Raw genomic sequence first — 20,434 nt, 5'->3', positions numbered from 1 at the left:
CGATGTTAACGTGAGTTCGATATAAGAAAAAGCAAAAAAAAGCTATAAAAAAAGAGATAGGATTAGTATATTTAAGGTTCTGAATCACAAATATTTAACTAAAACTATCTCTATGTTATCTACAGACAAAATTACTGAAATTTATTATGAAGTCGATGAATTTTTTAAAGCATATTCAAATGTTTTGCAATCTCATAGTATTGAATCAGATAGTACAAAGAAAAAACGTAATCGAAAGTCAACACTTAATGCAAGTGAAGTAATGACTATTTTGATTTTATTTCATGATAGTGGTTTTAGATGTTTAAAACATTATTATATTGATTATGTAAAAGTTCATATGCAAAAGGAATTTCCTAAAACTGTTTCTTATAATCGCTTTGTAGAACTACAAAAAACGGTTATTGTACCTTTAGGAATCTTCTTAAAATCTAATAGATTAGGCAAATGTACAGGAGTTTCATTTATAGATTCTACTCCTTTAAGAGTGTCACACATTAAAAGAGAAAAGCAGCATAAAACATTTAAGAATATAGCAACAAAAGGTCAGTGTTCTATTGGTTGGTTTATGGGGTTTAAACTTCATTTAATTATAAATGATAAAGGTGAAATACTTGATTTCTTATTAACTCCAGCCAATGTTGATGATAGAAAACCTTTAAAAGAATTGAATTTTCATAAACGTATTTTTGGTAAACTCTTTGGAGATAAAGGATATATCAGTAAAGATCTTTTTGAACAAATGTTCGTTGATGGAGTACATTTAGTTACTAAAATCAAAAAAAACATGAAGAACTCAATGATGCTACTTGCCGATAAAATACATTTAAAGAAAAGAGCACTTATTGAAACTGTAAATGATGAATTAAAGAATATGTGTCAAGTAGAACATACAAGACACAGATCCTTTAATAATTTTATAGCAAATATGTTAGCTGCTTTGATTACATATTCATACTTCCCGAAAAAGCCTTCTATTAATAATATTAACGACATTATTGATCAAAATAGACTAATAGCTTAAGTCGAACTCACGTGATGTTAAAGTTTCGTCTGTTTGTAAGGTAGTTTTAGCAACAAGTGCATTCCATTTTCCATCTAACCAGAAATAGAAACCTTTTTTTAAGTTTGAAGTACCTTCTCCTGTATTATAGACAAGTAAACTTTCAGGGTAATTAGTCCCTGCAATAGTTGTCTTATCATCTTCATCTTTTAATGATACTCGTGGTACTAATACCCCAAGATTTGTTGCTCCCATATCAAGTATCGAAGATTCATTTGGCAAGGTTGAGTTACCCAACCCCACTCTATTCTGTGCATACATCGAGCTAAGCGACATAAAAGCTAAACCTATTAGTAGTAATTTTCTTTTCATGTAGAACTTATAATTAGTTATTGAATTATATTTTGAATTACAAATTTAATTAAATAATTAACATAAATTAGTTATTTATGTATATATAGTTAACTTTTGTGTTTTTCAATTAGATTTAAATTATGATTTTTTGTATGATAATTAAATAATATTAGTAAAAAGTAGGTGAATGCTAAGTGATTTGTTGTCAGTGAGGTATATTTATTTCGATATTTGCAAAAGTGTTTTAGTTTTAATAGTTTGTTTTTTATATATAGCCAAATGTAGATTAAGGTCGAAATATGCAAGGGATTGTATTTTTTCAAAAGACTAATAATTTATACCTTCGCGGATGAAAAAAAATAATGGTCTTTAGTTTGCTTTGGCATTTAGTGTCAGTGCAGATTATTTCAAATTAGTGTGTATTATTCCTATTGATTTTTAGGGTTGTATACTTAATTACTAATTGCAAATACTATTATGTAGTTTAAAAACTTAAGAGAATGACTTATTCGGAAATAAAAGTAAAGATTGATAGTCTAAAACAGCAAGTTGAGACTCAAGGAGGTGTGAATAGTGAACAGCTACAAAAGTTATATCATAAGTACCGTTTGGAGTGTAACTATTTTTCAAATTATGCAGAGGGAAATACTTTGGCAAAAGAAGAAGTTCGAAGTATGATTGATGGATTGGTAACTGTTGACAAAAAGCCTCTAAAAGATTTAATGGAAATTAAGAAACACGATGAGGTTTTAAAAGAATTATTAGGAGGGAGTTTGGTAGACTCACACCTGTCTGAAAAGTATATCAAAGAGCTTCATGCCAAGTTAATGTATGAAGAGGATAGCGATAGAAGAGCTGAGCTTGGTCAATGGAAGCAGACTGATAATAGCATGTCTACTTACAAAGGTGAGAAATATACTTTTGTAGCTGCTTCTGCTGTAAAAAAGGAAATGCGAGAATTGATCAATCGCACCAATGAAGCAATCGACTATATTCTAAAAGGTAAAAAGTATGCTCCACATCCTATCGATGTAGCCCTTAATTTTCATGTTGATTTTTTGAAAGTAAGCCCTTTTGATAGTGGAAATGGATTAGTAGCACGCTTATTGAGCAATCAGATTTTAATAGCCTTTGTTTATACGCCATTTTGGATTACAGATAAGGAACAAGAGTTATATGTAAAGTATTTAACAGATGTGCTGTGTTATGATGAACCAAAAGACGATTTGTTTACTCATATTGGGCAACAAATTTTGCGTTCGCAGCAAATGATTGTCGATATACAAGAAGGGAAGTCTATTGAGGAATCGGAGAAATTTTACAATCAAATCGAAATGCTTAAACGTCAGTTAAAGGCTAAAGAGGAGGAGAAAAGTAAAGTAAAGTCAGCCGAGTGGTTAGAGTCGATATTTGTTCACTCTATACGTCCTTTATTTACCGAAGTTGAGCTTCAGGTATTGGAGAGTTTTGGAGATTTGTTCGGTGAGATAGAAGGGCAGTATACATTAGATGTTTCAGAGGAAGAAATATTGGAAGGTGAAGAAGTACTTGTTAATGTAGCGCAGGAGGGTGAAGAAGAAACGATTGCAACTGAAGAAGACGCATCAGCTGCTACTGAAGAAGATAATGTTGAAGACGCATCAGCTGTTACAGAAGAAGATATTGTTGAGGATGCATCAACTGTACAAGAAGAAGATTTAGCAGAAGAATTACCACACGTATTTGATTTAGACAATCCTCATATAGCATGGGATAGAGCTGAGGAGATACACTCGGTTATTCGTTTAGGTGGATTTAAACTAATTGAGGGAGCTGCTGCTATTGAGGTAGGAGTATCTTGTAGGTTTACAGAACTAACTTATGTTATTGATTTAGGTGACGGTACAGTATTCGAGAAAGAATACGATCAACAATTAGAAACTGCTGAAATAAAAGCAGTAACTGATTATACTTGTGAGACTATCGTAAAGAAAATTAATGCGTTATAAACGACTCGATTTACTATTGTAAAAGCACTGCCATTTGGCGGTGCTTTTTTGTTTTAGGATTAGCCCTCTTTTAAAAGTATTCATCATTGGCCTTAGTCAAGGTGTTAATGTTAGGAGGAATCTTCTTAATGCTATGTCTAATTAGTTTTAGTTTATGTAGGTATGTTTATTATAAGATAGTGTGTTGTTTGAGTTTGGAAGGTTAAGAGGAGATAGAGGAGTATGTTTACTCGAAAAGTAGAGGTGTTTACGGAAAAGTGAATTGGAGGAGAGTAGAAATTAGGTATATTAGGTAATTAAAAAAGAAGGACTATGTCAATCAAGAAAATTAAAGGGATGATGTTATTGCTGGACAATGTTTTAGATAAGGAGGGAAATGATAGATATACAAGAAGCGATTTAAAAAAAGCTATTGAGGCTGAAATGGATAATGAATTGGTTTCAGATAGATTTATTACTGATCTAAGAGGTGATTTAGAAAAAGACTTTGGTATTAATCTAAGTTTTAATTTTGGAGATAAAAGAGTTCAAATAGTAAATGAAGATGAAGATGAAGATAAAAGTGGAACAATAAAAAAGATATATCGACTAATGGGATTTCTTGGATTAGAGCTCTTGAGTACTAAGATGAAAGGTTTCACCTCTTTTACTAAATATGTTCAATCTGAATTTTCTGAAGATGTGAAAGGTTTTTTGTGGATAGATAAATGTATAGAAGCAATACAGCAAAAAAGAAAGTTAACTATTGTTCATAAGCGTTTCGAAAATGAAGAAAGAAAGAAAAGAGAAAATATTGTACCGCTATTTTTAAAAGAGTATAACAATAGATGGTATTTAGTAGTTGAACCTGTGGATAATAGAGAATATATGATGTATGGGTTAGATAGAATACAAGAATTAATTATCCAAAAAGAAAAGTTTGAATTAAGTGAACCTATAAATTTTAATATATACAAAGATGCAATTGGGGTTGATTTAAGAAATGATGTTGATTTGGTGAAATTACGATGTGATGAAGAAAAGATGAATTATATTAAGATAGCTAAAATTCACGAATCTCAGACTATAGTGAGTGAAACTGAGAAGGAAGTAATATTCACGTTGAGGGTTAAGTTAAATAATGAATTAAAAAACTGGATATTATCTTATGGCTCTCATATAGAAGTCTTAGAACCCATAACATTAAGAAATGAAATTATAACAGAATTAAAGAAGGCTTTAGATAAATATTAATATAATTTGTCAATGTACTTTTTTTTGCCATTGGCTAACATAAGTTTGTCATAACTAAAATTACGGATTATGACACTATCTATGAAAGTAGCACAAATTTGGAAAAGGTATGCGAAAAGTATACCTGCAGATTTAATTGAGAGAGAGTTTTGTTACAGTGAGAATATTGAACAGAAAGATCTCTTGTTTTTAGGATTAAATCCTTCTTTTGAAGAGGAATCTTTGAATCAAGCAGTAAAATATAATGTCAGAAGTCAATTAGATAAAAATTTAAAAAACAAGGAGTACTTTAAACGTATTCTATCTTCATTAGAACATCGTCTGTTTGATATAGACTTAAGAGATGATTTTGCTTATGCAGATTTATTTTACTACAGAACTAATGAAAAGGATAAAGTAGTTGAACAATTGATAGATGACGTAAATGGTCTTATGTTTTTAGAAGATCAATTAACGGTAACACAAAAACTGATAGAAGAGGTGATTAAGCCAAAGGTTATTGTATTGAGGCATTGGCATGCAGCTGTTTTTATGGGGATGTTAGGAAGCAAAGGAGATTTTACATGGTTAGGATATGATTTAGAATTAGTTGAATATACGGGTAGCGAACATCCTGTCTATCAGATAAAAGGTATTATAGACGATATAGCTTTGCCGATACAGTTTGGTCGAAATACGAATCTGTTAGGAACTTATGTTATACTTTATCCTTATGTAGAAACTGCAAAGTTAATTCAAGACCAAAAGATATTGAATGCATGGGAATTAAAGAGGTATCAAGAGCTGGCATATAATGATAGAAAGAAAGATATAAGTCCTTATCCAGAGAAAGGGAATACGGTAGATATTGATATATTATTAAAGTTTCCCACATTGTATTCCGAGTATTTTTTGGGTGATCAAAAAGGATATATCAGTAATAAGAATAAAAAGATCATAGAGGTACTAAAAAGCTTTAGAAAGTTTAATAGTAAAGAAATGGGAAGGGTGTTGTTTGCTTATCTTTCTAAAGAGCGACTCCTTAGTGAAGAGGATATAGATAATCTGACAATGGATCCTGAATACTGTAAGAAAGTATTTGGAGTGAATTGGTTTGTATTAAATGAAGTAACAGGAGTTGCTGTTAAAGATGCAGCAAGAGAGAAGAAAATGTACTTCACTACTCCATTCTTTTTTTTGGATAAAAGGGTATTCTTTCTGATAAAAGAGTGCAATCAAGAAAATAGAGATAAGTTAGAAAAGTGGTTTGTAGAACTGATGATAAAAAAAGAAAGATATGATATTTAAAAAGATTGCTGACTTTTCTTTTGATGCTGTATTAAAAGGAAGTGTAAATAATGTAGATGATTTTATAGAGCAAGTTGTCAAAAAACAATTTATAGAGCATAAGGAAGTTATCAAAAGTATTCACAAGGAGTTAGTGAATTATATTAAACAAGATAATGCAACCTATTTCCTAAGACTATATGGTTCTTTCAGTAAAGATAAGTATAATTATTTACGACGAGGTTTTTTAAGTAAGTACAAGTGTAATAATAGATTAGTTTTCTGTGATAATACTTTTTCGATGTTATTTGCAGGTGCCAAATTGAGTAATATTCCATACACTGTTGAGGATTTAAATACTTTATTTAGAGGCTCTAGTTTGATTTGTTCTTTTGGGTTTACGAGTAGTGAGAAAGAATTGTGTTATTATAACAGAGAAGAAGCTTATAGAGTTAACCTTAATGGAAGAGGTTGGTATTTAGCACATTTAAATGCTGTAGGTAAAGATTATGTGAATGAACCAAAAGGAGTTTTAAAGGATACTTTTATTAATCCTGATCGCAATCAATGGAATGAAAAAACAAGAATTAGAGAAGTTGAAGAAGAACTGAGCCCAAAAGAGTTGAAATTATTACAAGCACATTTTTTAAGATTAATACATCCACTTAACTCATTTTTAGTGCCCAAAAGGACTCAACTAGAATACATAGGAAATAACATAGGAGAAGAAAATGAATTACTATTTAAAGTACAAGAATTTATTAAACAGGAGTTTAAGGAAGAGTATGTAGAATTTTGTAAGTTAGCTTTAGTTGAGGAAATATCACTTAACAATCAAAAACGGATAGAGGAAATTAAGTGGAAGAAAAGTGATTTTAGTAAAAGAAAAAAAGTAGTAAAAGAACAAATTAATCTAATACTTAAGGAAATAGAAGAAGAAAAGAGTAAAGATAAACTTGAAAATATGGATGATATTAATGATTTACGAAGTGAAATATTAAAAGAAAAATTAAGTACTGTAGGGAAACGTACTTATGTATTCTATATGTTTAATCTTTTTAAACAAAATAGTAAAGCTGGATGTGAAGATGCTGAACAGATGTATGGTGAAAAATATACTCAGAAAAATGGGAGCATTTTTAAAACCTCTAGTAAGCAAGCTCATATAAGTGCAACTACTTGGATATTTGAAAATGGTTTAGAATACGAAGCTTTAGAATTGGTTGTTCAAAGTAAAACTGATAAAGAAACCAAAGAAAAAGCACTTGAATTATTGACAAATAAATAGAATATGTAATAAAGCATGGGGTTAATAATATAAAGAAAGTAGACATAAAGAAGAGGCTTGGTATAGCTCTATTAAGTAATCTGTTACCTATAAAGTAAAGTATTATTCAGTATTTATGATACTTTACTTTATTTATATACTTACATTTGAAATTTAAGTAAAGAAAAACATAAACTTATGAAGGAGAGAAATTCAGGCTTGTTTTGTATAGTTGCTTTTGATCATATGTTTATTATTTAAAAATGAGTATTTTTAAATAACTAAATTAGATGTAGATAGTTATGAAATACCCTTTTATCGTCTTTGGATTATTTATATTAGTAGGATGTCAACTATCTGTAGAGAAGCAGAAGTATATTGAAGAACGCCAACTTAGTGAGGTGCAAGCAGTGAAGCAAGATAGTATTATTGCTAAATATGCTACTAATGGTGCTCATCAGTATAATTACTATTTAGATATGAATAAGTGGCAAACCAATTTAGATGAGGGGCTTAAGAAGGATAGTACTATAGCTTATCTATGGCAACAAAAAGCAATGCCTTATTTTAAAAATAGGAAGTATGAGGTGGATATCCAAACGAAATCTGGACAATTAGTTAAGCAGCTTTATTACTATTTATTATTTGATTAAATTCGTTGATTGTCTGGTAGTTTAAGTAGGAGTGTCTGCGTCTTTTATTATACCACATTTCGATATATTCAAAGACTTTAGACTCCATTTTCTTTGTACTTAGTTGTAAATTTCCATAAACCATCTCCACTTTTAAGGATTTAAAGAAGCTTTCCGCTACGGCATTATCCCAACAATTTGCTTTTCTACTCATACTTCTAACAACCTTAAATGACTTCAGGTAGTTGGCAAATTTGTAGTTTGCATATTGTACTCCTTGGTCAGAATGGAAAATTAGTCCTTCTTCAAAAGCTCTGTTCTTTTTAGCCATTTTAAAGGCTGCTAAGGTGGTGTTTTCTGTTGACATATCTTTACTCAAACTCCATCCAATAACCTTTCTATCATATAAATCTATTATTGTAGTTAGGTAAATAAACCCTTCTTTAACAGCGATATAAGTAATGTCAGACACCCAGGCTTTCCCTGGTTCAGTTTGTTTAAATTGTCTATCTAAAATATTATCAACCACTAAATAATTGTGTTCAGAGTCTGTGGTTATTCTATATCGTCGAGCTACTTTACTACGTAATCCTAACTCTTTCATATACTTAGCAACGGTAGGTTTTGATATCTTATATCCTCGTGCATTGAGTTCTATTGTAAGACGAGGACTGCCATAACGCTGTTTAAATTCTAGATAAACTTCTGTAATAACACGTTTTAGATTTGCTTTGGCTTGTTGTCTTTTATTAACAGGAGACCGTTTCCAATGATAATAACCACTTCTACTTACCTCTAAAACCTTACACATAATCCCAATCGGAAATTCATGTTCATGATCAAATATGAACATGTAAATCATTTGCCGGTCTTTGAGAAAATGCCGATTGCTTTTTTTAATATTTCATGCTCTAATTCGACAGCTGCTAACTTCTTCTCTAACTCTTTAATTCTTGCTTGTTCTGGAGTAAGTTTTTGTTTCCCATTGCCTGGAAAACTAGCATCGCCTAACTCTTGAGCTTCTTTACACCATTTATACAATAATGTAGGTCTGATTCCAAGCTCACGAGCCAATTCTGATTTGTTTGTTCTTTCCTTAGCCAGTTCAACGGCTTGCTGCTTAAATGCAGCATCGTAGGCCTTTCTAATTCTTTTCATAATTCAAAGATAAGTTTTTATGCTTAACTTAATGTCCAGGCTAAGTTACCAAGTCCAAGGTAGGTATGGAATATTTAGATAAAGCTGTACTTTATGATGTGAAGCGTTATTTGCCTTATCGAGCTTTTATTAAATGTGTGTTCCTTAAAACCTATAAAGATGCAATTGCAGATTTTGAGGAATGTTTATTCCGCTGGGGAGATAGGTATGAAATGGATCACACATATACTTTTTATATAGGGTTGTCTTATTTGCAATTGAATGAATTTGCTACAGCAGAACAATATTTTTTAAGAGCAGTAGAGAAGCAGAAAGAAGTATTTCAGGATATACATCATGTTGATCTGTTTTATCTAGGGATTGTCAAGTATGAACAAGAATTATATCAAGAAGCAATTGACTATTTTGATATGGCGATTAAGGAGTATAAAGAGTTTTCGGATGCCTATTATTATAAAACTCTTTGTCAAGATAAGCAAAAAGATAATGTAGCAAATGATACATTTAAGTTATTCGTGGAATATAATAAGAATGGATACTCTATCAATGAAGCGAATGCTATGTATGAATTATATCCTTATCAGATAAAGCCCAAGAGCCAGCGTTAATTAAATACTACTTAATAGTTATTATACAACAGTGTATTTTGTTACTAATTCAGACCTGTTTTGTATAATTACTGTCTATTGTTGATTTTGGATTAAGAAAAGTATTCAAATTAGTTGTTTTTAGGGGTGCTGTTTAGTTATAATAATATCTACATTTGCTCAAAATATAAAAGGTATGAAAAAAGCATTAATGCTCGTGTGTCTAATAGTGTTAACGATTAGTTGTAAACAAAAGGACTCGGCTACAGCAGGAACTGAAACAGCTGATAATGTAACTGAGATAGTTGTCAGTGAAAAAGTAAATCAATTGCAAAGTGAACTACTTGTTCCGATGGAGATTGTTAATGCAGAGGCTACAGAAGTAACTGCAAAATACGGACTTGAATTTGGAGGAAGTTGTTATGCTTGTGATGTAGCAAATATAATCGTGGATGGAGAGATGATAAATTTAATGAACGCATGTGACCTACATACGCAAATATCCTATAAGATTACTAAAATAGAAGAGATGGATAATGTGATTGTTATACACACTCCTCTTAATGAGTTTGTATTTAAGAGAGTGGATGAATATCCTGTATATCAATTAACAGTGAAAGGACAAGAGATTGATCAAAAGCTATACAGACCAGCGGGTTTCTATACGCTTAAGAGTTTGCTGGAGTCTTTTGAAGTTCACGACTGTGGAGATTTTGAGGGATAGGAGTTGGTTTACAGTGACTAATAAAAAGATATAAAAAAAGTCGGAGTTAATACTTCGACTTTTTGTTTTTGTATGTAACAATTTCACCATATAGAATACTTACCTTGTAGTATAAATTAAATAGAAGAAGAATTTTTTAGATAGAAAGGAATGATAAAATACAGTTATACTATTATGTATGTAGTGGATGTAGAAGCTACTATTCAGTTTTATGAACAGGCTTTTGGGTTTGTAAGAAAGTTTGTCACTCCAGAGCAAGATTATGGAGAGTTGATATCAGGAGATACAACGATTGCATTTGCACATATTGATTTAGCCTCGAGTAATTTGAGTAAAGGCTATCAACAGGTGAATAAAGAGAAACCTTTTGGGATAGAGTTGGGATTTGTTGTCGATGATGTACTCTCAGCTATAGAGAAGGTAGAACAAGCAGGAGGCACAATACATGAGTCTGTGACAGTAAAGCCGTGGGGACAGACGGTAGGTTATGTGTTAGATAATAATGGTTTTTTAATTGAATTGTGTACGAGTATGTAAAAAGTATCCAAAAAGGATAAAATTGTTTTTAGAATTAGCTGTAGTTTTGTACAAAATACCAATTACTTGTATGAATGATAATTCATTTTTTTACTTTGTAAGGTATTGATATTTAGGTAGTATTGTCATCATTAAATAGTTCGAAATGGTAGTTTGGTCAGGACGTGGTATTTTAGCGTTAATATTCTTTTTGATAGGATGTGTTGTGCCAAGAATTGTATTTGGAAAAGAAGTAAGTGGAGAACTTGTTTTTTCTATAGGGACATTACTTGCAGGTATAGCAACATGGGTATTGGGTGTATTGTGGAATGAAGAAAAGATATTGTTTCACGAAGAAGATAATCAATACTATCGTTATAAAAACAATCACACTTTATTCTGGATACCAATGCAATATATTGGAGTGCTATATCTTATTAGCTCAGTCGTGACAATGTGGAAGGTATCTGTATGGGGGGCTATAGGACTAAGTATCATCGCTGTAATCGTTTTATTTTTTAAGAAGATAAAAGACAGTGACTTATTTTCGTTAGCAGATAAAAAACAAATTGTAAGTAAATTCGATAAAATAGAAAAAGTTGAAGAGAATGAATCAATATGGCAGAATAGATGAAATGGTACTTTGAATCATTCAAGATTTTGATCATCTTTTTAACAAATAGGCCTGGTTTTAAACCAGGCCTATTTGTTTATTCTAATTTTAGGTAGTTGTGATTAAAACTTATAATTACCTTTTTGTACTGAGATAAAATATCTTGACCTATATTTCCGTAATTATAGGGGCCATATACATCTATATTGTTGAAGTCAATCAACATTTCGGGTAATTTGATTTTCTTATTTGTTAGCCAAAACTTTTGGTTTTTGAGCAGATAAAGGTTTTGTGTTTTTTCTTGTGCTCCAGCACTACTTGTTGTGGTAGTTATTTTCTTTGCTTTTGCGCTGATTTCTTCTTTAAATAAATCAAATAGAGGTTTGCTAAATTGACTTTTCTGAGCACCTGTATCTAAATTAAAAGGAAGTTGTTCTCCTTTGTATTTGAGTAATAAGATTGGTCTTAGATATTCAAAATATAAGTTCTTATCGCTATTGTTGTCTTGTATGTTTTTAGCAAATGTTAGTTGGTTTTTCTCAAAAGTAATTGTACCTAAGTCTTTTGCTATTGGAAATCCAATGATGCCGTGTATTTTGTATTTTCCATTGGCAAAAGTAAATGCCTCATCAGGATAAACGAGGAAAACAGCATTAGTGACGGTTAAACTGCCAATCTGTAGTTTTGGTGCAATAGCTAATAGCACCTTATTGTTGACTCCTGTAAAGCTTCTTGCGGTTACGTTATTATCGGGTAAGATTGTGAAGTTCATCTCTTTTGCTAAAGATATTGTAATACAGTTGAGACCTGCTCCTGTATCAAAGACAAAATCTTTTTGGGTGTTGTTTGCTGTTACTTCGTATCCACCCTAGCAAGTACATCTTGTGAGGTATAAAAATTATTCTACAGCGTCAGAGATTGCCTTTTTATAGTTATGAGGATATAAATCTGTAATATTCTTATGATTGATAGATTGAATATTTTCTAGAACATATTTAAGCCATTGATATGGATTAACATCGTGTTTTTTGCAGTTAGCAAAAAAGGTATAAGCCATCGCTGCTCTTTGCGCTGCATCGTGTGATCCTGCGAACAAGTAATTTTTACGACCAAGCGCTACAGGTCTAATAGCGTTTTCTACAAGATTATTGTCAATCTGTAGATTTCCATCATATAAGTACGCACTAAGATTATCCCATCTAGTTTGAGAGTAAGCAAAGGCCTTGCCTATTTGACTTTTAGGAAGTGTAAGTTTCATTTGAACAAACATATATTTACCCAATTCATTGATGATAGGTAAACTCTCTTTTAGACGAAGCTCTTTGATTTGATCAGGTGTTAAGTTTTGTTCCTTCGCCTTTTTTTCCACAGCATATAGTTTCTGTATTTCTATAAGTACATGCTGTGCTTTTGTCTTATCATTGTCAAGAGCTCTTTCAAACTCACGACGAGCATGTGCCCAACAACCAAGATGCGTTACATCTGACTTAGCTCCATAGGCTTTGTATCCGCTATAACCATCGGTTTGCAGATATCCTTTGAAGTTTTCTAATACAGGTAGTGCAGCGCTACCACTACGTGTGGGACTGTAATTGAACATTACGAGTTTGGATATAGGTGCGTGATACACCCAATAATACCCAAGATGAGATTTATCTTTCTTTTTCTCATCTAAGACTTTGATGGTGGTTTCATCAACTTGAAGATATCCTTCATTTTTGATGTCCAGCAGAAGCTTTTCATATAGTGGTTTTAAAGCATCCATGCTTTGAGTTGCCCAGCCATCTATAGTAGAAGAAGCTATATCGATATTTTCTCTTGAAAAGCGTTGCTTCTGGCGATATAGTGGAAGGTGATCTACATACTTGTCAACAAGTATTGTAGATAATAATCCTTCTGAAGGTATTCCTTTATCTATAATTCGCTCTGGAAGCAATGCAATACTAATTTGAGTGTTGTCTTTATCTTTCGTGGCGTATTTATATCGGATGTACCGTTTGATTTTAAAGTAACCTGGAACATAATCTAACACATCTGTAGTTTCTTTACCAATGCAAATCTTATCAGATAAATCTCCCTCTGGGTAGATTTCTATTTCTTCTACTGGTAAATGATCAGGTAGTTTAGCTCTTCCTGGATGTTTTTTCTTCTGACGAGAATAAGTGATCTCTTGTTTGATTACTTCTTCTTGTTCTTCTAAGACTGCTTGCTGAACCTCTAAAGGTAACTGTGTTTGATTAGGGTCTTCGAAACGCTCGCGTTTTTGTCCAAATTGCATGCGTCGTAAAAGATCTACTAAGCGTTGGAGTTCTTGCTTTTCTTGTTCTAGCTTAGATGTCTTTTGCTCTAACTTAGATGTCTTTTGCTCTAACTTAGTATTTACTTTGTCTTGTTTGGAAATAGTCTTGGACTGCTTTTTTATAAGCGCCAAAAGTTGTTCTTTCGATAAGTTTTCTAAGTCTATTTCCATGAAGTAAAAATACGTCAAAAGCCTTAAATATACAAGGTTTTAACCTGTTTTACTTCAATGAAAAACGCCTTTTTTGGTTACTTTTGATAACCTGGATTCCCTCTACCATCAGTACTAAATCACTCCAACTTATTTGAGCTTTACTATGGGTGGGAAAAGCAAAAGTTCCTTGTTCTAAGCGTTTGTGGTATAGTACAAAGCCTCCTGCTTCCCAATGCAAGAGCTTCATTTGATTACAGCGTCTATTGATAAATATATAGACTCTCCCGTTATGAGCTACTTGATGAAGTTCATTCTGGACAAGTCCACAAAGGCTATCAAAACTCTTGCGCATATCACAAGCTTGTCTATACAAATGAAATTGATTAGAACTACTCAAACTAAACATTATACTAAGTTTACTAATGAATATAGTTCGCTAAGATTGTCTGTTTGTACACGTAGCTTTACACCATTGGGATATACGATTTCATATTCTTGACTATTGCTTACTTGGTCTTTTGTCACAGTTATAAAATTATTGTCTAATTGTGTTGACTCTGACTTTGCCTTATACTTAACCACCCAATAACTAAAGGTTGCTAATTTAATTCCTACACTTTCACAGTATCTTGATTGCGTTAATCCACTTGTTCTCCAATCCTCTACATGAGAATACATTATTTCTTGTTTGCTCATCTATTTATTATTTGAAACAAACTTACTACCTTAAGTTAGCTTATGAAATATGTGGTTGCTCGCGTGGATACGTTACTTCGATAGTCGTTAGGTTAGCTAAGTCTTTCTGGGTAACAATTTCTACAGTTTTAAAACTGCTAATTTCTTGGTTAGGCACATCTTTTAAAGTAAACCATATATTTAAGTTATTTTGCTCATCACTTAGCTCTTCAGGACTTAGTTTGTCTTTGAAGTTCTCCAATATGTGTTTTGAAGCTAAATAAGCTTGGTTATAATTGAAAAGTTTGATATTATTTTCACTTGCGAGTTTCCAGTATTCTATCTTTTGTAGGAATAACGAATCTTCTTCTATTAGCTTTTCTAAATACTGTTGAGAGGTTTTGGGTTGATTTACACTGCTGTAATATACTGCATCGAAGAAGTATTTGTCTTTTTCTTGATTTGTTTTATTCTTTAAATGTAACTCACCGTATTTGTGTTGTACAACCAATTTGTGTAGGTCTGGGTTTAAATGTATTTGAGCGTTGAGCGTAGAACAGATAATTAAACATAGAAAAAGTATTGTTTTTTTCATAACTATAGGATTGGTAGTGCAATAGTAGTTTATTTTCTATTAAGAATAAGAATAATTTTTATTGACTTAGGGCGTTTTATTGTTGTTAACAAGGACATATTTTGTAAATGGTCGTAGATTTGATCGTATAAGTGTAAGCTATGATTTATAAAGGAAGATATAAACATAAGGATTATCACCTGCCCATTGACGTGTTGAATGACGGTAGATATTTAACTGTAAGTATAGGCGATGCAACTTTTAAAGGATCAGAATTTACAGATCTTTGTTATCAAGGAAACGAAGTTATATCGAATAATGAATTTTATTCCGTTACCAAAGATCAAAGGAGATCATTGTGCAATTGTACGCTGGAATTGGATATACTTCAGTTTTTGTGTTGTAGTGGTCAAACAGAACAACCCATTCCTATTCAATTGCGATTAGCAGCTGAAATAGGTAATTATACCTTGGAGAAGCAATCAATAGCTCATGAGGGAATTTGTTTGTCCTTTGATTTAGGTAAAAGTACCTTATGTGGTAAAGGGGATACTATAGAAACAGCATTTGATCAAGTAGTGAAACAGTTACCTCAGGGGTATTATTTCAAGAATTGCTATGGTTGTTTGTATGGTGATTACAGTATATATGGAAATAGTGCTTTTGGGACGATGATGTGCTTTAGTCAATTACAGGAGCATTATAAGAATGTGACAAATAAGATTGAGTATGAGATACTCTGTCAAGAAGAAAGGGATAAGATTGCTATTGTACAAGAGATAGCATTATGTGAAAAATTTGAAGTAAGGGGAGTCAAGGGAGCATTTAGGTAATATGATGAATGATAAGCAGATTGAAAAACAACGCAAAAGGGAATTAAAGCAACAATGGCAAGAAGAACAACAAAGGTTATTTGAAGAGAGCTTGCCTATGGAGAGAGCATTTTTTACTCAATTGTTTGACGCATTAGATGAGCAACTTGAGATTTGTGGATGTGATCATACGAGTTCGAAAACAGTGGAGATACTGAATAGAATTGATATTAAGAATATTGAAGGTGTAGTAGTGTGGTTAAGAGAGCACGGTGGCTATTGCGATTGTGAGGTACTATGGAATGTAGAGGAGTACTTTGAATAGTTAAACAGAATAATTTAAACAATAAAAATATTATGTATATAGTAAATGTAGATATAGAAACGACAGATCTAAGTAAAAGTAAAGTGTTCTATACAGAAGTTTTGGAATTTGAATTATTGGAGGAGTCCTCAGCGTTTTTTTCAGTTCAGGCAGGGGAAACTATTCTTACTCTAAAAGCAGTAAGTACTCCTGTGGAGATTTATCACTTAGCATTTAATATTCCTTCTTCTCAATTGAATGAGTCATTGAAATGGGCGGAAGGTAAATTAGATTTGATAAAAAATGTTGAGGGTAATCTGGTAACTACTTTTGAGGAGTGGAAAGCGCAGTCTATCTATTTTAGAGATAATGATGGCAATATATTGGAATTCATAGCAAGAGAAGATATACAGTTATCAATTGATGGGCCTTTCAATCCTGCACAAATTACGTGTATTAGTGAAATTGGATTGGTAGTGGAAAACCCAATAAAACAAGCGGAGAAGTTAATAGCAGAATATGATTTGTCGTATTTTGACAAGGCTAAACCAACAGAAAGTTTCTTAGCATTAGGAGATGATCAAGGGTTACTCATTATGGTAAGTCCTAATCGAAATTGGTATCCTACTTCTATTCCTGCCAAGTATTCAAATCTCAGCGCTATTATAGAATCAAATGAAATGATGATTTCTATTGATAGTCAGGAGCTAAAATAAGAGAAGGAGACTATTTATTAGTCTCTTTTTGTTTTAATAAGGTCTCTCCCCAAGCATTTAATTTCCATAGTACTTCTACTAATTGTTCTCCTAATGAGGTTAGATGATATTCTACCTTTGGCGGAAGTTCATTATAATTTACTTTGTATAATACTCCATCTTGTTCTAACTCTTTTAGTTGTTGATTGAGTACGCGGCGGTCTACTTTCATAATTCCTTTAAGCATTTCACTTGGGCGTTTATGACCTTGGTTGATCTGCCAAACGATGGGAATCTTCCACTTTCCACTGATTGCATTAACAGCAAATTCAAGTGGACAAATTTTTTCTTCTATTGCTCGTGCCTTTGTATTCATAAAAGTGACTTTTTTATCCCTATGGGGGGAATATATGCGGTATTGTATAGTAATAAACGGATTATCACCTTTGCAAAAATAAGACTTTATTATGAAAGAAATAAAACAGGCATTAGCCGAGGTGACTCAAGGTATGCAAACGCAATTACCTATAGAAGTATTAACAGCATTTGGCGATTCGATAGCAGATTTGAAAACACAAGAATTTGGTAGAGTATCTGAAGTGGGAATGGCGTTTCCTTCTGTCCCAGTAGTTGATGAGAATGAGCAGTTGATTTCCATTGTCGATTTGTTTAAAGGGAAGAAAGCGTTGGTAAGTTTTGTAAGGGGAAGTTGGTGTCCTTTTTGTAATGTAGAGCTTGCTCATCTAATGAGTTATCAAAAAGAATTGGAAGAAAAAGGCGTTGAGGTAATTGTGGTATCTCCTATGAATGTTGCACTCTTAAAGAAATGGAAAGCTGAGATGCAAATGCCTTTTCGCATTGTACAAGATTGGGGATTGGCGATAGGTAAGGCCTTGGGGATTAATTTTGAACTTCAAGATTTTGTGCAACCACATTATGAAGCTTTAGGTTTAGATTTGAAGCTTTTAAATCAGACTGAGAAAGTGGAATTATCAGTACCCGCTGTGTACTTTGTAGACGAAGAAGGGATGATTGGTTATAGATATTTGGACGTGGATTATAGCAATCGCTTAGACCTAAAAAGTATACTGTAAAAATTAAATAGGTTTTGACTTTAGTATTATAATTATAATTGTTAAATTGTGATTAAAATTAATTAAAGTTATGACTAATCGTGTTTTTTTATTTGTATGCGTAGTTTTTTGTTCTCTTATTGCGACTTCGTGTAAAAGTGATACAATAAACACAGATGATATAATGCTGATGTACGAACGAGCATTGTCTGTAGATGATAAGCTTTCAAATAGTTTGCTGGAGCAAATTACACAGGAAAGTGAGTTGGAATATACAGAGTCAAGTATTAGTGTTGTCAAACCAGTAGTCAAAGTATTTAATTGTATTAATGCTATTAAAGATTGGTCTGAAGTATCAACAAAAGAGTTTGCTACTAAGGTTGTGGTTGGTTTAACTACTTTATACTACAATGATAAACATGAAATTCAAAAAATTGTTGTGCGTAAGATAGATAAAGAAATGTTAGATGCTTATTATTTTGATAAGAATCGCATAGCTTTGGTTGTTAGTCAACAGTTGGTGTTTCATGTAGATAGAAATTCCGATGAGTTTAATGTGGATCAGTGTATGTACGTCAAGGAGGTAAATTACTTTATAGAGGGCGAACTTGCTGTAATAACGAGTAATATTGAATCGAGTTTCTCTTTAGCAGAGTATTATATCAAAGAAGTTGATAAGAAGATAAAGGATAAGATAAAAAAATTGAAATCATAATGGATCATTAAATAAAGCTCACTGGGCTTTATTTTTTTATAAGAAAGGAAATGGAAAAAAGGAAAGGAGCTCGATCAATAAAAGATATTCCAGTAGATGTATTATCTGGTTTGAATGCGGGGGAATTGTCAAGTGTTAATTTGACAGAGTGGTTAGCTATTGATCAGCGTGTTTTAGTCAAGAATGTTTTAATCTCTTTGGATAGAGAGAATTATATCAACTGTGTTTTAGATGCCGTAGACGGTTTAGAAAAGAAAACAGTAAACACTATAAATCAGTGTATCGGATATACACTATATCATTTGTCTAATGAAGATAGCGATAGTGAACTCTTTCATTTACTAAAGAATCACAAGAGTGATTTGGTTCGTTGTTGGGCTACTTATTTTATTCATTATAACGAGTCGTTTACTATTGCCGATAAACTCATGGCCATTAGAGATTTTGCTGCTGATAGTCATTTTGGAGTGAGAGAGATTTGTTGGATGGCTGTGCGAGAGGATATTATTGAGCACTTAGAAGAAAGTTTGAGTCTATTGTTTGAATGGACGAAAGATGAGAATGAGTATATCCGCAGGTTTACTACTGAATCAACTCGTCCAAGAGGTGTTTGGTGTAAGCATATAAATGAATTAAAAGAGAAACCAGAATTAGGATTACCGTTGTTAGAAGCGCTAAAAGGGGATTCATCAAAATATGTAAAAGATAGTGTCGCTAATTGGTTAAATGATGCATCGAAATCTCAACCTACTTTTGTTGAGGAAACTTGTATGAGATGGTGGAACTCCTCAGATAAGAGTAAGTCAATGTATGCGTTTGTCATGAAAGCACTGAGAAGTCTAAAAGAAGTTAATATTAAAATTTAGTTATAAATGCTTATGTCCTTTAAAAGGAAAAGGGCTAAATAAGAGGGGCTAATAACTGCTATTAATTGTCAAAACTTTAAAAAGTATCCTTTTTGGATAAAAAGTGTTAAAGGAAAGGAGGGGTTGTAGATGTTTTATTTGTTATTTTTGAATAAAATATTGTGAATAATGTATGTTGATTCTTCGTATTTTTAATTTATTATTACTAATTAAGTGAAATATGTATTATTATTAAATAAAAATAACTTTAATTGCTTTAAGTTGATAATTGTATTAAAAAAATAACTTATTGTGTACTTATGTATTAAAAATGTGTGATTATTTATCTTTTTTGATATAAAAATCTTTGATTTTTCTTTGTGAATGCTCGTTTATTGATAGAGTCTGAAAACGAAAGCTATATTGTGTTAAGAACTAATGTTTTACTATCTTCGCTTGTGAAAAGAAAAATTAAAATTTGTTGTTTATGAAAGCAAAAGTACAGTACAATGACTTCGTAGGAAGTGTAGCAGCTGATATCTCAGATACAATCGCTGCAAATAAGGGGAATTACATTAGTAGTATAGGCGACTACTTTAATGTAGATAGTAACAAGTTTAAGGTAGTAGGAGTTTCATTGACAGGTATACACAATTTTGAAATTGTTTTGATTTGTGTTGACCTTGAAAGAAGCACTCCTTTGAAAGATCACGTTGTGAAAATGAAAATGGATCTTGATGCTGAGGGACAAAAGAAAATGCTTGATTTACTATTTAAACGATTAAATTTTGTATTGTTTGATTCAGGAGAAGAGAAGTATTCTGAAGCTAATTGCGATGAAGTTGTTAACTTCGAAGATTTTCACCAGTTTGATTATGATGAAAATTAAAAGAATAAATAATTAAATGATGAAAAACCTTTAGTTTTGACTAAAGGTTTTTTTTATTG

Annotated in this window: 24 protein-coding genes and 2 pseudogenes; 17 read left to right on the top strand and 9 right to left on the bottom strand. The window is 32.0% G+C overall.

All coding sequences use genetic code 11. The annotated features are described in order from the left end of the window. The first annotated feature begins 112 nt into the window (after window positions 1–112). Window positions 113–1,024 (top strand): IS982 family transposase, encoded by a 912-nt coding sequence (locus NWE55_RS04265; protein WP_155093499.1) that lies wholly within the window; start codon window positions 113–115, stop codon window positions 1,022–1,024. On the opposite strand, the gene NWE55_RS04260 is transcribed toward NWE55_RS04265, so the two are convergent. Then, window positions 1,013–1,375 (bottom strand): phage tail-like protein, encoded by a 363-nt coding sequence (locus NWE55_RS04260; RefSeq protein ID WP_258204631.1) that lies wholly within the window; start codon window positions 1,373–1,375, stop codon window positions 1,013–1,015. The genes NWE55_RS04265 and NWE55_RS04260 overlap by 12 nt on opposite strands. A gap of 482 nt (window positions 1,376–1,857) precedes the next feature. Between NWE55_RS04260 and NWE55_RS04255 the strand changes: the two genes are divergently transcribed. From NWE55_RS04255 to NWE55_RS04235, 5 genes and pseudogenes are all read left to right on the top strand, one after another. Continuing rightward, window positions 1,858–3,345: a Fic family protein gene (locus NWE55_RS04255; protein ID WP_160339939.1), complete on the top strand. Its 1,488-nt coding sequence runs from the start codon at window positions 1,858–1,860 to the stop codon at window positions 3,343–3,345. A gap of 312 nt (window positions 3,346–3,657) precedes the next feature. Continuing rightward, on the top strand, window positions 3,658–4,578 hold the full coding sequence (locus tag NWE55_RS04250; RefSeq protein WP_160339940.1) for a helix-turn-helix transcriptional regulator: 921 nt from the start codon (window positions 3,658–3,660) through the stop codon (window positions 4,576–4,578). Between the two features lie 69 nt (window positions 4,579–4,647). Next, on the top strand, window positions 4,648–5,865 hold the full coding sequence (locus NWE55_RS04245; RefSeq protein ID WP_258204630.1) for a hypothetical protein: 1,218 nt from the start codon (window positions 4,648–4,650) through the stop codon (window positions 5,863–5,865). Beyond that, window positions 5,855–7,132: a hypothetical protein gene (locus NWE55_RS04240; RefSeq protein WP_258204629.1), complete on the top strand. Its 1,278-nt coding sequence runs from the start codon at window positions 5,855–5,857 to the stop codon at window positions 7,130–7,132. The genes NWE55_RS04245 and NWE55_RS04240 overlap by 11 nt, the downstream gene beginning before the upstream one ends. 281 nt (window positions 7,133–7,413) lie before the next feature. Further along, window positions 7,414–7,710: pseudogene (locus tag NWE55_RS04235) on the top strand (tetratricopeptide repeat protein); the annotation flags it as partial. A 19-nt stretch (window positions 7,711–7,729) separates the two neighbouring features. On the opposite strand, the gene NWE55_RS04230 reads toward NWE55_RS04235, so the two are convergent. Together NWE55_RS04230 and NWE55_RS04225 are read right to left on the bottom strand one after the other, a co-directional pair. Further along, the gene (locus NWE55_RS04230) at window positions 7,730–8,596 is read right to left on the bottom strand and encodes an IS3 family transposase (RefSeq protein ID WP_258204062.1); all 867 of its coding nucleotides are present in this window, start codon (window positions 8,594–8,596) and stop codon (window positions 7,730–7,732) included. Between the two features lie 5 nt (window positions 8,597–8,601). Beyond that, a complete protein-coding gene (locus NWE55_RS04225) occupies window positions 8,602–8,901 on the bottom strand; it encodes a transposase (RefSeq protein ID WP_240142878.1) in 300 nt (99 codons plus the stop codon). A 65-nt stretch (window positions 8,902–8,966) separates the two neighbouring features. Between NWE55_RS04225 and NWE55_RS04220 the strand changes: the two genes are divergently transcribed. The 4 genes from NWE55_RS04220 (at window position 8,967) to NWE55_RS04205 (ending at window position 11,362) form a co-directional block, all read left to right on the top strand. Then, window positions 8,967–9,509 (top strand): tetratricopeptide repeat protein, encoded by a 543-nt coding sequence (locus NWE55_RS04220; RefSeq protein WP_258204627.1) that lies wholly within the window; start codon window positions 8,967–8,969, stop codon window positions 9,507–9,509. Between the two features lie 175 nt (window positions 9,510–9,684). Next, the gene (locus tag NWE55_RS04215) at window positions 9,685–10,212 is read left to right on the top strand and encodes a hypothetical protein (RefSeq protein WP_160339849.1); all 528 of its coding nucleotides are present in this window, start codon (window positions 9,685–9,687) and stop codon (window positions 10,210–10,212) included. 150 nt (window positions 10,213–10,362) lie between these two features. After that, window positions 10,363–10,749, top strand: coding sequence for a VOC family protein (locus NWE55_RS04210; RefSeq protein ID WP_258204626.1), 387 nt, complete (start codon window positions 10,363–10,365; stop codon window positions 10,747–10,749). 145 nt (window positions 10,750–10,894) lie between these two features. Then, window positions 10,895–11,362, top strand: coding sequence for a protein Asterix (locus NWE55_RS04205; RefSeq protein ID WP_155092841.1), 468 nt, complete (start codon window positions 10,895–10,897; stop codon window positions 11,360–11,362). Window positions 11,363–11,438: 76 nt separating this feature from the next. Here NWE55_RS04205 and NWE55_RS04200 read toward each other — a convergent pair. The 5 genes and pseudogenes from NWE55_RS04200 to NWE55_RS04180 all read right to left on the bottom strand — a co-directional run. Then, a pseudogene (locus tag NWE55_RS04200) lies at window positions 11,439–12,188 on the bottom strand (retropepsin-like aspartic protease); the annotation flags it as partial. Between the two features lie 51 nt (window positions 12,189–12,239). Next, window positions 12,240–13,811, bottom strand: coding sequence for an IS66 family transposase (gene tnpC, locus NWE55_RS04195; RefSeq protein WP_258204584.1), 1,572 nt, complete (start codon window positions 13,809–13,811; stop codon window positions 12,240–12,242). 49 nt (window positions 13,812–13,860) lie between these two features. After that, window positions 13,861–14,199: an IS66 family insertion sequence element accessory protein TnpB gene (gene tnpB, locus NWE55_RS04190; RefSeq protein WP_258204378.1), complete on the bottom strand. Its 339-nt coding sequence runs from the start codon at window positions 14,197–14,199 to the stop codon at window positions 13,861–13,863. After that, window positions 14,199–14,489 carry an IS66 family insertion sequence element accessory protein TnpA gene (gene tnpA / locus NWE55_RS04185; RefSeq protein WP_258204220.1) on the bottom strand — a complete coding sequence of 97 codons (291 nt, stop codon included), beginning with the start codon at window positions 14,487–14,489 and terminating at the stop codon, window positions 14,199–14,201. Before tnpA ends, tnpB begins: the two co-directional genes overlap by 1 nt. Before the next feature lie 40 nt (window positions 14,490–14,529). Next, window positions 14,530–15,063, bottom strand: coding sequence for a hypothetical protein (locus NWE55_RS04180; protein WP_258204625.1), 534 nt, complete (start codon window positions 15,061–15,063; stop codon window positions 14,530–14,532). 140 nt (window positions 15,064–15,203) lie between these two features. Here NWE55_RS04180 and NWE55_RS04175 point away from each other — a divergent pair, with 140 nt between their 5' ends. From NWE55_RS04175 to NWE55_RS04165, 3 genes are read left to right on the top strand one after another with little or no spacing between them, the layout of a single operon-like run. Beyond that, entirely contained in the window at window positions 15,204–15,875 is a 672-nt protein-coding gene (locus NWE55_RS04175; protein WP_155092843.1) for a DUF6304 family protein, read from the top strand. Between the two features lies 1 nt (window position 15,876). Continuing rightward, window positions 15,877–16,179, top strand: coding sequence for a DUF2695 domain-containing protein (locus tag NWE55_RS04170; RefSeq protein ID WP_230381546.1), 303 nt, complete (start codon window positions 15,877–15,879; stop codon window positions 16,177–16,179). A gap of 32 nt (window positions 16,180–16,211) precedes the next feature. Continuing rightward, window positions 16,212–16,874, top strand: a complete 663-nt coding sequence (locus NWE55_RS04165) for a VOC family protein (protein WP_155092844.1) — start codon at window positions 16,212–16,214, stop codon at window positions 16,872–16,874. Window positions 16,875–16,884: 10 nt separating this feature from the next. Here NWE55_RS04165 and NWE55_RS04160 read toward each other — a convergent pair whose 3' ends face one another. Continuing rightward, window positions 16,885–17,229, bottom strand: coding sequence for a winged helix-turn-helix transcriptional regulator (locus tag NWE55_RS04160; protein ID WP_155092845.1), 345 nt, complete (start codon window positions 17,227–17,229; stop codon window positions 16,885–16,887). Between the two features lie 91 nt (window positions 17,230–17,320). On the opposite strand from NWE55_RS04160, the gene NWE55_RS04155 reads away from it, so the two are divergent. The 4 genes from NWE55_RS04155 (at window position 17,321) to NWE55_RS04140 (ending at window position 20,375) form a co-directional block, all read left to right on the top strand. Further along, a complete protein-coding gene (locus NWE55_RS04155) occupies window positions 17,321–17,947 on the top strand; it encodes a redoxin family protein (RefSeq protein WP_155092846.1) in 627 nt (208 codons plus the stop codon). 70 nt (window positions 17,948–18,017) lie between these two features. Further along, the gene (locus tag NWE55_RS04150) at window positions 18,018–18,641 is read left to right on the top strand and encodes a hypothetical protein (protein ID WP_155092847.1); all 624 of its coding nucleotides are present in this window, start codon (window positions 18,018–18,020) and stop codon (window positions 18,639–18,641) included. 50 nt (window positions 18,642–18,691) lie between these two features. Then, complete coding sequence (locus NWE55_RS04145; protein ID WP_155092848.1) at window positions 18,692–19,507, top strand: DNA alkylation repair protein; 816 nt, start codon at window positions 18,692–18,694, stop codon at window positions 19,505–19,507. Between the two features lie 466 nt (window positions 19,508–19,973). Further along, entirely contained in the window at window positions 19,974–20,375 is a 402-nt protein-coding gene (locus NWE55_RS04140; protein ID WP_155092849.1) for a hypothetical protein, read from the top strand. Window positions 20,376–20,434: the final 59 nt, after the last annotated feature.

Source organism: Myroides albus (genome assembly GCF_024722315.1).
In the GTDB taxonomy this organism is placed as follows: Bacteria; Bacteroidota; Bacteroidia; order Flavobacteriales; family Flavobacteriaceae; genus Flavobacterium; species Flavobacterium album_A.
This window is presented reverse-complemented; position numbering and strand designations above follow the sequence as displayed.

Coding starts and splice junctions, on each gene's coding strand:
- NWE55_RS04180 (WP_258204625.1), bottom strand. CDS start 15,063: ATGAAAAAAACAATACTTTTTCTATGTTTAATTATCTGTTCTACGCTC.
- NWE55_RS04140 (WP_155092849.1), top strand. CDS start 19,974: ATGAAAGCAAAAGTACAGTACAATGACTTCGTAGGAAGTGTAGCAGCT.
- tnpB (WP_258204378.1), bottom strand. CDS start 14,199: ATGTTTAGTTTGAGTAGTTCTAATCAATTTCATTTGTATAGACAAGCT.
- NWE55_RS04255 (WP_160339939.1), top strand. CDS start 1,858: ATGACTTATTCGGAAATAAAAGTAAAGATTGATAGTCTAAAACAGCAA.
- NWE55_RS04210 (WP_258204626.1), top strand. CDS start 10,363: ATGATAAAATACAGTTATACTATTATGTATGTAGTGGATGTAGAAGCT.
- NWE55_RS04170 (WP_230381546.1), top strand. CDS start 15,877: ATGATGAATGATAAGCAGATTGAAAAACAACGCAAAAGGGAATTAAAG.
- NWE55_RS04165 (WP_155092844.1), top strand. CDS start 16,212: ATGTATATAGTAAATGTAGATATAGAAACGACAGATCTAAGTAAAAGT.
- NWE55_RS04250 (WP_160339940.1), top strand. CDS start 3,658: ATGTCAATCAAGAAAATTAAAGGGATGATGTTATTGCTGGACAATGTT.
- NWE55_RS04225 (WP_240142878.1), bottom strand. CDS start 8,901: ATGAAAAGAATTAGAAAGGCCTACGATGCTGCATTTAAGCAGCAAGCC.
- NWE55_RS04150 (WP_155092847.1), top strand. CDS start 18,018: ATGACTAATCGTGTTTTTTTATTTGTATGCGTAGTTTTTTGTTCTCTT.
- NWE55_RS04160 (WP_155092845.1), bottom strand. CDS start 17,229: ATGAATACAAAGGCACGAGCAATAGAAGAAAAAATTTGTCCACTTGAA.
- NWE55_RS04265 (WP_155093499.1), top strand. CDS start 113: ATGTTATCTACAGACAAAATTACTGAAATTTATTATGAAGTCGATGAA.
- NWE55_RS04240 (WP_258204629.1), top strand. CDS start 5,855: ATGATATTTAAAAAGATTGCTGACTTTTCTTTTGATGCTGTATTAAAA.
- NWE55_RS04215 (WP_160339849.1), top strand. CDS start 9,685: ATGAAAAAAGCATTAATGCTCGTGTGTCTAATAGTGTTAACGATTAGT.
- NWE55_RS04245 (WP_258204630.1), top strand. CDS start 4,648: ATGACACTATCTATGAAAGTAGCACAAATTTGGAAAAGGTATGCGAAA.
- NWE55_RS04205 (WP_155092841.1), top strand. CDS start 10,895: ATGGTAGTTTGGTCAGGACGTGGTATTTTAGCGTTAATATTCTTTTTG.
- NWE55_RS04155 (WP_155092846.1), top strand. CDS start 17,321: ATGAAAGAAATAAAACAGGCATTAGCCGAGGTGACTCAAGGTATGCAA.
- NWE55_RS04145 (WP_155092848.1), top strand. CDS start 18,692: ATGGAAAAAAGGAAAGGAGCTCGATCAATAAAAGATATTCCAGTAGAT.
- NWE55_RS04175 (WP_155092843.1), top strand. CDS start 15,204: ATGATTTATAAAGGAAGATATAAACATAAGGATTATCACCTGCCCATT.
- NWE55_RS04220 (WP_258204627.1), top strand. CDS start 8,967: ATGGAATATTTAGATAAAGCTGTACTTTATGATGTGAAGCGTTATTTG.
- NWE55_RS04260 (WP_258204631.1), bottom strand. CDS start 1,375: ATGAAAAGAAAATTACTACTAATAGGTTTAGCTTTTATGTCGCTTAGC.
- NWE55_RS04230 (WP_258204062.1), bottom strand. CDS start 8,596: ATGTTCATATTTGATCATGAACATGAATTTCCGATTGGGATTATGTGT.
- tnpC (WP_258204584.1), bottom strand. CDS start 13,811: ATGGAAATAGACTTAGAAAACTTATCGAAAGAACAACTTTTGGCGCTT.
- tnpA (WP_258204220.1), bottom strand. CDS start 14,489: ATGAGCAAACAAGAAATAATGTATTCTCATGTAGAGGATTGGAGAACA.